11 protein-coding genes are annotated in these 11,384 nt (G+C 44.7%); 3 read left to right on the top strand and 8 right to left on the bottom strand.

Annotation, left to right across the window (positions count from 1 at the left end):
- Both HY200_08920 and HY200_08925 read left to right on the top strand, forming a co-directional pair.
- Window positions 1-550: ATP-binding cassette domain-containing protein (locus tag HY200_08920; GenBank protein ID MBI3595066.1), on the top strand; the 550-nt coding region annotated here is incomplete at its 5' end.
- Complete coding sequence (locus tag HY200_08925) at window positions 551-1,198, top strand: LON peptidase substrate-binding domain-containing protein (GenBank protein MBI3595067.1); 648 nt, start codon at window positions 551-553, stop codon at window positions 1,196-1,198.
- 53 nt (window positions 1,199-1,251) lie between these two features.
- Here the strand turns inward: HY200_08925 and HY200_08930 are convergent, their stop codons facing one another.
- From HY200_08930 to HY200_08960, 7 genes are all read right to left on the bottom strand, one after another.
- Window positions 1,252-1,968 carry a hypothetical protein gene (locus HY200_08930; GenBank protein ID MBI3595068.1) on the bottom strand — a complete coding sequence of 239 codons (717 nt, stop codon included), beginning with the start codon at window positions 1,966-1,968 and terminating at the stop codon, window positions 1,252-1,254.
- A 91-nt stretch (window positions 1,969-2,059) separates the two neighbouring features.
- On the bottom strand, window positions 2,060-3,643 hold the full coding sequence (locus HY200_08935; GenBank protein MBI3595069.1) for a bifunctional diguanylate cyclase/phosphodiesterase: 1,584 nt from the start codon (window positions 3,641-3,643) through the stop codon (window positions 2,060-2,062).
- A 42-nt stretch (window positions 3,644-3,685) separates the two neighbouring features.
- Window positions 3,686-4,378, bottom strand: a complete 693-nt coding sequence (locus HY200_08940; GenBank protein MBI3595070.1) for a hypothetical protein — start codon at window positions 4,376-4,378, stop codon at window positions 3,686-3,688.
- A 253-nt stretch (window positions 4,379-4,631) separates the two neighbouring features.
- Window positions 4,632-5,270: a response regulator transcription factor gene (locus HY200_08945; GenBank protein ID MBI3595071.1), complete on the bottom strand. Its 639-nt coding sequence runs from the start codon at window positions 5,268-5,270 to the stop codon at window positions 4,632-4,634.
- Entirely contained in the window at window positions 5,267-6,952 is a 1,686-nt protein-coding gene (locus HY200_08950; protein MBI3595072.1) for a hypothetical protein, read from the bottom strand. Before HY200_08950 ends, HY200_08945 begins: the two co-directional genes overlap by 4 nt.
- 59 nt (window positions 6,953-7,011) lie before the next feature.
- Window positions 7,012-7,782 (bottom strand): ThiF family adenylyltransferase, encoded by a 771-nt coding sequence (locus tag HY200_08955; GenBank protein MBI3595073.1) that lies wholly within the window; start codon window positions 7,780-7,782, stop codon window positions 7,012-7,014.
- Window positions 7,783-7,877: 95 nt separating this feature from the next.
- A complete protein-coding gene (locus tag HY200_08960; protein ID MBI3595074.1) occupies window positions 7,878-8,621 on the bottom strand; it encodes a uracil-DNA glycosylase in 744 nt (247 codons plus the stop codon).
- Window positions 8,622-8,879: 258 nt separating this feature from the next.
- On the opposite strand from HY200_08960, the gene HY200_08965 reads away from it, so the two are divergent.
- Window positions 8,880-10,370: an NAD(P)/FAD-dependent oxidoreductase gene (locus tag HY200_08965; GenBank protein ID MBI3595075.1), complete on the top strand. Its 1,491-nt coding sequence runs from the start codon at window positions 8,880-8,882 to the stop codon at window positions 10,368-10,370.
- A gap of 5 nt (window positions 10,371-10,375) precedes the next feature.
- Here HY200_08965 and HY200_08970 read toward each other — a convergent pair.
- Window positions 10,376-11,384: EAL domain-containing protein (locus HY200_08970; GenBank protein ID MBI3595076.1), on the bottom strand; the 1,009-nt coding region annotated here is incomplete at its 5' end.

Below are 11,384 nucleotides of genomic sequence, written 5' to 3' on the forward strand. Positions count from 1 at the left end.
CGAAGATGTCCGAAATTACGACCTCTCGTCATTGCGAAGCCAATTCGGAATGGTGTCCCAGGAACCTTTTCTCTTTAACGGAACGATCCGGGAAAACATCGCCTACAGCTTACTGACCGCTACGGACGAGGAAATAGCTCAGGCTGCTATGGCGGCCCGGGCGGATGAGTTTATTCAAACCTTTCCTGAAAAATATGAGACCTGGATTGGAGAGCGGGGAATCAAGCTTTCGACCGGTCAGAAACAGAGGCTCGCAATCGCCAGAGCGATATTAAAAAAAGCCTCGATTATCATTCTGGACGAAGCCACTTCCAATATAGATACGGAAACCGAACTCAAGATTCAGGAAGCCCTTGAGGTATTGACCGCTCAGAAGACCACCTTTATTATTGCCCACCGCCTTTCGACTGTTCGAACCGCCTCCAAGGTCCTGGTCATCGACCATGGACGGCTGATTGAACAGGGGTCGCATGCCGAACTCCTCGAGCAAAAGGGGCGGTATGCCTCTTTGTACGAACATTATCTGGCTCCCGTCATTCCCCAAAATTAGATGACCAGACCCCATTATCCCCGAATTATCCCCTTGTTCCCCCTTCCAAACCTGGTCTTTTTTCCAAATACCTATCTCCCGCTCCACATTTTTGAACCCCGATACCGTGAAATGATTCAAGATACAAAAAAAGAGGAGCAGATCATCGGAATGGTTTTGCTTAAAGAAGGTTGGGAAAACAATTATTATGGAAGGCCTGAAATCTGTTCAGAGGGTTGTGCGGGTCAACTCATGACTGCCCAACCTCTGGATGAAGGGCGTTTCAATATTGTTTTGAAAGGACTATTCAGGTTTTCAGTTAAAGATCAGTTTTTTGACAAAAATTACCGCGAAGCTCTGGTCGAACCTTTTGCACAAGACAATACAAAAGGAAGCCTGCCCCAACAGGTAAAAGATGATTTGAAAGGCGTTCTTAAGAAATGGATGAATCAAAATCGAGGTCCTGCCGAAACCCTTTCACTTTTGAAAAAAGAGTTGGATGATGAAACGCTGATTCATACTTTGTCTTACACGCTTCCTTTTTCCACTTTGGACAAACAATTTCTGCTGGAATCTGAGACTTTAACTCAACAAGCCAAACGATTAATGGAGCTGATCCATTTTAAGGCTCTGCAAACCAACCCGACATCCGCCGCTGAGCCCGAATAAAGAGGATTTGCTTTAATCCGGTTGGCGTTTTGAAAATATTGGAAACTTCGTTTTCAGTCAGAACTCATATCCAGCGATAAATTCACCGTTTTATGGGGCTGAATAATGACGACCCTTTCCTGTACCGGAAGCGACTCATGCCATATGGAAACGCGGTATTTTCCCGGCGGGATATGGGTAATCGTGAATTTTCCATCCCTATCCGTCACTGCGTAATAGGGATTATCCGCGACGAAGATTGTCCCGGTCATAAAGCTATGCGCGTCACAGGTTGCTTTAATAATTCCGCTTTCCTGCATCGGTTTTTTTATCGATCTTCCGTTGGGAGGCATAGCGACATTCAAGATCGTCTGACCGTTTTGACGCAGATGATTGTTATGAAGGATGGGATCCAGGTTTTGGATATTATAACTGTTTCCGACCATTCCCGCCTGAACATGGGGGACAAAGCGGCAATTGACATTTTCCAAAAAAATAACGGGATCCTCTCCCTTTTTGCCTTTTTCAATCCCTTCAATGCGAATTACCACATTCTCTAAACCTCTGTTTTGAGCATTTACCGAAAATGTTTCTGCATTCATGGTTTCTCCGCAATATTCCGGATTCACGATGACTTTGGCCGCCTGAGTTGCCGGAGGTGGATTTTTAAATACGATTATTCCTGTTAAATCACCTCCGTTTTGAACCGGTATTTCAGTGTAGGCATAGAGACTGTGACCTCTACCCACGAGCAAAATGACCATAATGACGAGTACCTGAAACTTATTCATTCTCAATTCAACTCCCATTTTATCTATACAGATTGTCTCTTTCCCACTGCGTCGAAATGTCTTCTAAGCTGGTTATGGGCCCGACTTCCTTCTAATGAACGGTCGGTTGGACAGAATTATTTTTTTCTCCAAGCCCCCAGGGCGAATTCCCCAGCCATTCGATCAGCTGAACGGGGAGCAGAGGCCGGCTGATAAAATAACCTTGCAGTTCGTCACATCCCATGGCCGCAAGTCCATTCCACGTTTCCTGATTTTCCACCCCTTCGGCGACCACCTTGAGCCCGAGATTATGGGCGAGATCAATGGTAGAGCGTACAATTGTCTCATCATCTTTATCGGTAGCCATGTTAATGACAAAGGACTTGTCAATTTTCGTGATATTCACAGGAAGCCTTTTCAAAGATCCGAGCGACGAATAGCCGGTTCCAAAGTCGTCAATGGAAAGCTTGATCCCGATATCATTTAATCGAGAAAGTATCTTAATGGCCGCGGAAACATTGGCCATAATGATGCTTTCCGTGATCTCAAGTTCCAGCAAGTCATGTCTTATTTCAAAATGTTTTAGACGTTCAACAATATGATTAAAAAGATTGGGATCATGGAGATTTCGTCGTGATAAATTGATGGCCACCGGTATTTCAATTCCGCTTTTCTGCCACGCTTGACATTGTCCGAGGACATTGTTGATGATCCAGATGCTCAGGGGCTTGATCAATCCGGAATTTTCGGCCATCGGGATAAATTGATCGGGAGGAATTAATCCACGCTGTGGATGATTCCAGCGCACCAGAGCCTCGACTCCGACGACACGACCTGCTTTCAAGTCTATTTTGGGTTGGTAGACCATAAACAGCTCGTTATGATCAATGGATTGCCTGAGTTCTCCCAGGAGCGTGAGCGTTTGTGTGGCATGCTGGTCTTTCTGGAGGGTATACATGGCATATCCCGTTCCTTCTTCCTTCGCCTGAACTCGGGCCACCTGAGCGCACCGGAGGAGCTGTTCGTCATTTTCAGTGTGATAGGGATAAAGGGAAATGCCGATATTCAATTCGACTTCCAATGTTAATCCATCGAGGATGAGCGGCTCTTCCATAACCTTGAGAATGTTTCCAGCGACCCGGATCGCTCCTTCCGCGCCGCAATTTGTCAAAAACACACCAATTTGATACTCCTCAACACGGGAAATCGTATCGCATAGTCGAATCAGTTTCTGCAATCGAAGTCCGATCTCCTTTAAAGTGAGATCCCGGTACCGGTGACCCAAAGAGTTATGAATTTCGCGGAGTCGACTTACGCCAATTACAAGCACCGCGATCGCCTGATTTTCTCTTTGCGCTTTCATTAATGCCTGTTGAAGCCGGTCGCAAAATAAAGCACGGTTAGGAAGGTCGGTTAAGGGGTCCAGGAGGGATTGATTTCGAAGCGATTTAAATGGAACGATGGCGATTATTTTCCCGATAGACAAAAGAAAAATAAACAGGCCATTCACGACAATGAAAAGAGAAAGATTGTAATTTTGAAATACGCTGGTCTTTAACGCTTTTCCAAACAGTTCGGAACCCAGATATTCGGAAATCAGAAGCCAGGCCCCCCCGACGACCAGATAGATAAAAAGAATGACGAAAGCCGAACGAAATTTCGGGTTCAGATTATAGTCCGTCACATTCTGGTTCATATCGCCTTTCTCTCAAAACAACCCTTCCAATGATTGTGAATTTTAAGAGGCACTGGAAGCCGTCTCTACCATCGGTCTGAAATATTTTTCATATCGTTCAAGATTCAGTTCACGAATATCGCTTCGGCATTGATCAATGGAAAGAATGACCGGCGTCGTAGGCGATCCCAGGTATTCGCTATTGGTTTTTCCGATCGGTACAAAATGAAATCCCCGGCTTCTTAATAAGGCAAGAACATCGACATCGATGGAGGCGACCCAGACATTTTCTCTGTCCTGGCTACAGCTGTAAACAACCTGAGCAATCAGTTCATCGATGACTTCAAGTCTTCGACGCCCATAAATTCCCGCTTTTTTTATTTTATGTGGATGTTTGGCAAGACGTCCGATCTCAAAAATACGGTTCGGTTGGATATTCTGTTCGCGACAAACTTCAAGAATATTCAGATTAAAATCCTTTTCAATCGGAAGCAGTTGATCGGATTTCTCAATGATTCGAATGGTAGCCAGAAGACTGTTTTCATGTGAATAAGCCCCGTAGATCGTGGAATGAATTAAAGTATCCTGATCATCACGAACCATTTTTTCGAATTCCCCTTCCCATTCATATTTTTTTGAAAAGAGTTCAAAATAAACTTCAAAAACAAACCGGGTGGTCTCCACCGATTTGTCTGTCCCAATTTCCCAGATAGAATATCCTTCAAGAAATTCGATCGGTACGGATTGTAAGATCATGGCAAGCTCCTCCTTTGGGTTAATTTTTATAATTTTAGATGTGACCTGAGAAATAATGTATAGGCAAAAATCTGATTTTTGACTAGGAAAATTCTGATTTTTGTTAAAAAAAGAGACCCGGTTAGACGTGTTTGACGCGAAGTTTCGGTGAAATATAATTTTAAGAAATAGGGAATTTAAGACATTCGTGAAAATCTTTGAAACGGTAAGGTGCAGGGAACCAGAAATGAGAATGGGCTTGTGACAGGTTTGTTTATTGCGAGATGAGTCCGGCTTTTACAGCGTAGAGTGCGATATCGACAACCGATGAAAGATCCATTTTTCCCAAGATATTGGCTCGATGAGAACTGACTGTTTTCACACTGACATGGAGTAATTCGGCAATTTCCGAGTTACTCTTTCCTTGTGCGATCATCATGAACACCTCAAATTCGCGATCCGAAAGATGTTCATGAGGTTCTTTGTGCGTCTTTCCTCCTTCCAGGAGAAAGGAAAAATGAGCACCCATTGCTTCGCTCACATACCTTTCTCCCCCGTGGATCGTTCGAATGGCTTGAACCAGCTTTTCAGGGACACATTCTTTGGTCAGATATCCCGCGGCACCTGCTTTCAATACGCGCTGGGCATACTGGGTCTCCGAATGAACGCTTAGTATCAAGATGGGCAACCTGGGATTAAAGGTTTGGATTTCTTTCAGAACATTCAGTCCGGATCGACCTGGCAGGGAAAGATCCAAAACAAGGACATCCCATTTTTCCTGACGCGCTTTCTTTACCACATCAACCCCATTGTCCGCTTCTCCGACCAATACAATATCCTTTGATTTCGACAGTATGGTTTTTAATCCTTCCCGTACAATCGGGTGATCATCCGCAAGAAAGACCCGAATCATGAAAACCTCCCGTGACTTTGAAGTCTATAAGGCAGAGCAATTCTTAAAACGGTTCCACTGCCGGGCTTACCAACAATCGAGAAGTTCCCTTCATATCGACGAACCCGTTCTTTCATTCCCAATATTCCGAGCCCTCCTCCTTTTCGTTTTGCCTCTGGTGTTAAAGGAAGCCCAATCCCGTTGTCCCGCACTTCAAGGATGACTTCACCTTCGGTCTGACGCAAGAGCACTTCGATACGATTGGCTTGCGAATGTCTTGCCGCATTGGTGAGAGCCTCCTGAAGGATACGGTAAATCGCAATAGACCGGTCCGGATCAAGATCTATTTCCTCTGGTTCAATCTTGTACTCAAAAAGGCTTCGTCCCCTTTCTTGAAGGGTATTGACGTACCATTCTACGGCCGCTGCCAGACCCAGATCGTCTATGACGACAGGACGAAGCTCTGCGGCAATCCGTCGCACCCCCTCAATCATTTCAGTAACCGATCCGGACATGATTTTCAGCTTGCCCCGGGTAAATTCATCCGTCTCGCCAAGATGATCTTTCAGGCAGGCAATAGTGATTTTCAGTCCTGTCAGGGACTGGCCCAATTCATCATGAATTTCTCTCGAAATCCTTTTCCATTCCTCTTCCCTTAGCATTTCGGTATAAGTCGACAGTTCCTGTAATTCCGCAGTCCTTTCCGAAACCCTGATTTCCAGCTCGTCGTGGGACTTGCGTAAAGAAACTTCAGCCAGTTTCCGTGCTGAAATATCATGAAAGTATACCGAAATACCTTCAGCACTCGGATAGGCATGGACTTCCATATGCGCGTCGATCAAAGGATAATATTCTTCAAACGTAACCGGAATGTTTTTCTCCTTGGAATCCAGGAATTGGACCCGCATCGTTGAATCCAGCAATCCGGGGAATTCCTCCCAGAGATTTTTCCCTAATAAATCTTCTTTGGATCGCTTCATTCGAGATAAAAGGCTCTCCGCTGCACGATTAAAAAAATTGAATTGCCATGAATTGTTCAGTGCCAGAAATGCATCGGTGATTCGGGTGAGTATTATCGAGATCTCCGCGCGAGATTTTTGAAGTTCATGGTGTTTCAGGTAGTTCTTGATCTTAAACGCAAGGATGGTATGTTGAGCATAGATCGCCAGAAATGCAAAAATTAAAAGGGATACCGAAATATCGGTAAAGTGGCTATTATTGTTCCCGTCTTTCATAAAGGAATGGAACGCAATGTAAAAGAAATTAATCGCAACCACCCCCGCAATGAAATTCTTCTTGGGAATCGCGAAAAATGTGGCAGCTGCAAATTCGACTTCAATAATGCCCATAAAATAGAGAATGGCTTTTTCTCCTCCCAGGTAGCTCATCACTGCGACGGGCAAGCCCACAATATAAAGAATTAATGTCATGAGAAGCTGATAATGGTGTCGGGTAAAAACAGGATATTGATAGGCAACAAAGAAATTGATGAGGAAATAAAAAAACATGACTACACGCAATATGAAGACAAACTGAAGATGGGACTTTTGAAAGGTTTGAATATCTGCGGGGAGACTCATGCCAACCGCGATCATGCCAATGAGTGAGGCCATTAACCAGGTTTTTGGGGCCGCCTGTTCAACTTCATCCCAAAATCCCGTCAACTTTTCCTGAGGTCGATTGAACCGAAAAAGGTATTTCATTAGAACCCTCTAATTCAAATCGTCATTTGCTGCATGAACCTAAGAGTTGTGGACTCCCATTAATGGATGTCGAGGTACAGGTAATCCGGAGCAAGTGGAACCTCTTCTCCCGATAATATTTTGATCAAACAGGTGGTGACAAGGGACGCGGCAATTTCGGCCCCAACCATAATCTGGGGAGAATGACCGTTTTTCTCCATACAGGAGTAAATGGACGACGCTCTTCGCGTTAAATATTGCGGAAATTGTTTTATTTTCAAGACCTCCATCAGCCGGGTATAAAAAGAGACCTCATTTCCTAATTTCTCTCTTTTCAATATTCCAGAGAGAGATTCCGATTTTTGATTAAACATCATCACCAAGGAACCAAAACCCATATTATAAGGGAGCACGACCTCTTTTCCTTCGCGCTGTCCGGCGGCGACCAGTTCAAAGTAAACAGGATTGACGTCTACCGTATTAATTACAAAGTCAGCACTATCAATCAGAACGGGAATATCGTCCAACGTGATAAATTTTTTAAAGACCTGAACATCCGCTTCCGGATTGATCTTTCTTAATACGGAGGCGGTTGCAACGGCTTTGTTGACCCCGATATGAGTCGTATCAAAACTTTGCCGGTTGAGATTCGATACCTCAACCTGATCGCCATCGGCTAAGATAAAATGAGAAAACCCGAGACGGACTGCTGTTTCAGCGATGAGGCTGCCCAGACCACAGCCGGCGAAAAGGATCCGCGCATTCTTTATTTTCTTTTGCACCCTCTGATCGATAAAGATCTTGTTTCGATTGGTCAGGTCCTGGTAATGAAATTCTGTTTTTCTTCGCATTGAATTGACTGCGTAACTTGTACTTGTTTTCGAGAGTCACCCGACTCCTTAGAACGGCTCTGTATGGACGGATAAATTGAATGTTTATTATAGACTTATTCGATGAAATAGTGAATGGAAGTTTTTAGAATTTCAGGTTGGTCTAATAAATTCCTGATTTGACAAATTACCAGGTCAAACATAGATCGGGTGAGTCGCCCTGTTCTCGTATTTTGCTGGCTCGGATGGTAGGATGAAAATAGTGTGGGAAGGGGTGCGTTAAATTTGAAAGTCGCCCCGTGTCCAAACTTGAAGTCACATGCCTGATCTATTTTTCCGGAAATTTTCAATATTTTAAGATATTGGTTAAATGCAACATGACCCAATGTCAAAATTGCTTTAACGTGGGTCAATTCCTCCAGTTCTCTGACTAAAAACGGACGACAATTTTCAATCTCTTCAGGAAGAAGTTTGTTCTCAGGGGGAGCGCAATGAGCAACCGCGCTGATATAGGTATCGATTAATCTTAATCCATCCTTCGAATGACAAGAGACCGGCTGATTGGAAAAACCAAATCGGCATAACGAATCAAAAAGAAAATCGCCGGATGAATCCCCGGTAAAAATTCTTCCTGTGCGATTGCCCCCGTGCGCGGCAGGAGCAAGACCTATAATCAAAAGTCTGGCACGAACATCACCGAAAGAAACCACTGGCTTGCCCCAATATTTATCATTCCGGTAAGCTCTCTTTTTTGTCTGGCTAACTTTTTCACGATATTCGTTTAACCTTCGGCATTTACGACACTTTACGATTTCTTCAGAAATAATTCTCAATTTTCCATTTAGTTTATTTTCGCTCATCCGAATTCGTCCCGTTCCAAAAAATATTTTTAAACCAATTGAACGACAAACACAAATCATTTGCTAAACCCATTCAATCTTGAGTTGAGGAATGCTCCCTTTTACCCGGATTATCCGGGTCGACATTCAGAAACAGAAATCGTTTTTTTGATTAACTGAAGGGTCTTGTTGCTTTACTTGAAAACGATCTCGTTCCTGGATCATATTTAAAGTGGTACAGGGGCAAGAGCAGTCTCAAAATGGAAAGGAGAATAAGAATTGGGTAAATCCATCATCATCATTGGAGCTGGTTTGGGTGGACTCGCGGCGGGATGTTACGGCCAAATGAATGGATATGATACACGGATTTTTGAAATGCATACCCAACCAGGAGGACAATGTACCGCATGGAATAAACAGGGCTACACCTTTGATGCCTGTCTCCATCATCTATTTGGCTGCGATCCACGCAACCCGATTTATCATTTCTGGAAGGAACTGGGAGCGATGCCTCGACCCCTGTTAAGGATTTCAGACTGTACCAGCGTGGTTTCTCCGGATGGAAAACTATTTATGGATTACTATGATCCCGACATTCTCGAACAACACCTAAAACAACTGGCACCCGGAGATACCCAGGTCATTGAAGAATATATTCATGCAATAAGAATATTTGCAAGAACCGACATTTGGGGTGAATTTATGTTTGGTACCGTCTGGGGCTTGATTAAAACGATCCCTGCGGCACCTCCTTTCATGAAATGGTTTCGTATCACCATGCAGGAGTTTGGCGAAAAGTTCACCGATCCGTTTCTAAGGAAAGCATTTCCCCTTCTCGTCTATTCACTACCCTCTGTCCCCATGGGAATTCATTTGATGAGACATGCCTATGGCTGCAGAGATGCCATACAATGGCCCGTAGGCGGTTCACTGGAATTCTCAAAATCGATTGAAAACCGTTATCGTGAACTGGGTGGGACAATGTATTATGGTCAAAGAGTTGTTAAGATTCTGGTGGAAGACAATCAGGCCGTCGGAATCAAGTTATCTGACGGAAGCGAATATCGGGCGGACATCATTATTTCCAATGCCGATGGGCGAAAAACGATCATGAATTTATTGGAGGGAAAATTCATTGATCACAGAATAAAGGGTTATTGCACTCAACCCACGGAAGAATCTAACTGGGCCGGATTACAAATCTATCTGGGAGTGAATCGAGACCTTTCCAAGGAACCTTCCGCGCTCGTCATGCTCCTGGATAAACCGGTGACGATTGCCCGTCAGAACATTGAAAGTCTGGAAATGCAGATTTACGGTTTTGATCAGACCATGGCACCGGATGGAAAGGGGGTAATAAAAATCGAACTCCCGTCAAGTTATGCTTACTGGAAACAATTACACGGTGACAAACGGAGGTACGAGGATGAAGAAAAAAGGGTCGCTCACGATGTCATAGAACTTTTAGAACGCTATTTCAAGGGCATAAAAAATCAGGTCGAAGTGACGGATGTCGTGACCCTGATGACCTGGGAGCAGTTTATGGGAGGCACTCGCGGTTTTGCTAACGCGCCGAATAAGAAAGTGAACTTCCTCAAAGGGTTGTTCGGGAGCGGATCGGAAACGACACTTCCCGGATTGGCTCGCTTCTATTTCGTAGGGGTATGGGCCACATCCGCAGGGGCTACTTTCATCAATGCCCTGTCCGGAAAAAAAATCATTCAAAAAATCTGCAAGACAGATGGAAAAAAGTTTTTGGCAAGAACTTGACGCGATTAAAGGTGTTTTCTAGCCATTTTTCCCGAGACTGTCTTATTTCCCCAGGTGCTGCCATCCGTGAGCCATCGTTCCAACAGCATGGCGGGCAACGGTCGACACATATGAAACCCTTGCGCCTCGTCACAACCAAACGAAGCAAGCTGATTCAAATTCTCCTGATTCTCGACCCCCTCTGCAATAACTTTAAGACCTAAATTGTGGCCCAGATCAATCGTCGAACGAACCACGACCTGATCCTTGTCGTTGTGGGTCATGCCTATGACAAACGATTTGTCTATTTTTACAGAATCAATCGGCAATTTCGTCAGATATCCCAATGATGTATATCCCGTTCCAAAGTCATCGATGGAAAGCTTTACTCCCATGTCGTGCAGCTGGTCCATGACCTTGAGCGCATTGGCATGATTGATCATGATCGCGCTTTCGGTAATCTCCAATTCCAACCAGAATGGTTCAAGGCCCGAGACTTCAAGAATCTCTTTGATGAGTCTCGGAAGGTGGGGATCCTGGAGATTACGGACTGAGAGATTGATCGCCAGGGAAAGTTGAATTCCTGCTTGATGAAAAAGCCGGATTTGCCGGGTTGCTTCTTGTAGTACCCATCGCGTCAATGGAATGATCAGACCCGTTTGTTCGGCCGGCACAATAAATTGGTCCGGCGGGATCAGGCCATGCTGGGGATGCTGCCAACGAACCAGCGCCTCCATTCCGGTCACCGCATTTGTCTTAAGATCGACTATCGGCTGATAATGAAGACAGAGCTGGGTATTGATTGCATCGCGCAATTCTCCCATCAGGCTCAATTTACGGGGATTATGTCGATCGTGGTCAACTGTATAAATCATATGACCGCTTCCCCTTTCTTTCGCGGCATACATGGCCACATCGGCGTGCTGGATGAGAGATTGCGCGTCTGTCCCCTGATCGGGATAGAGTGCGATGCCGATACTGACTTCCACGGCAATGTGAATATCCTGAATCAGAAAAGATTGTTCCAACACCTCA

It is taken from the genome of Nitrospirota bacterium (assembly GCA_016194305.1).
Classification (GTDB): domain Bacteria; phylum Nitrospirota; class Nitrospiria; order JACQBW01; family JACQBW01; genus JACQBW01.

Coding starts and splice junctions, on each gene's coding strand:
- HY200_08925 (MBI3595067.1), top strand. CDS start 551: ATGACCAGACCCCATTATCCCCGAATTATCCCCTTGTTCCCCCTTCCA.
- HY200_08930 (MBI3595068.1), bottom strand. CDS start 1,968: ATGAATAAGTTTCAGGTACTCGTCATTATGGTCATTTTGCTCGTGGGT.
- HY200_08935 (MBI3595069.1), bottom strand. CDS start 3,643: ATGAACCAGAATGTGACGGACTATAATCTGAACCCGAAATTTCGTTCG.
- HY200_08940 (MBI3595070.1), bottom strand. CDS start 4,378: ATGATCTTACAATCCGTACCGATCGAATTTCTTGAAGGATATTCTATC.
- HY200_08945 (MBI3595071.1), bottom strand. CDS start 5,270: ATGATTCGGGTCTTTCTTGCGGATGATCACCCGATTGTACGGGAAGGA.
- HY200_08950 (MBI3595072.1), bottom strand. CDS start 6,952: ATGAAATACCTTTTTCGGTTCAATCGACCTCAGGAAAAGTTGACGGGA.
- HY200_08955 (MBI3595073.1), bottom strand. CDS start 7,782: ATGCGAAGAAAAACAGAATTTCATTACCAGGACCTGACCAATCGAAAC.
- HY200_08960 (MBI3595074.1), bottom strand. CDS start 8,621: ATGAGCGAAAATAAACTAAATGGAAAATTGAGAATTATTTCTGAAGAA.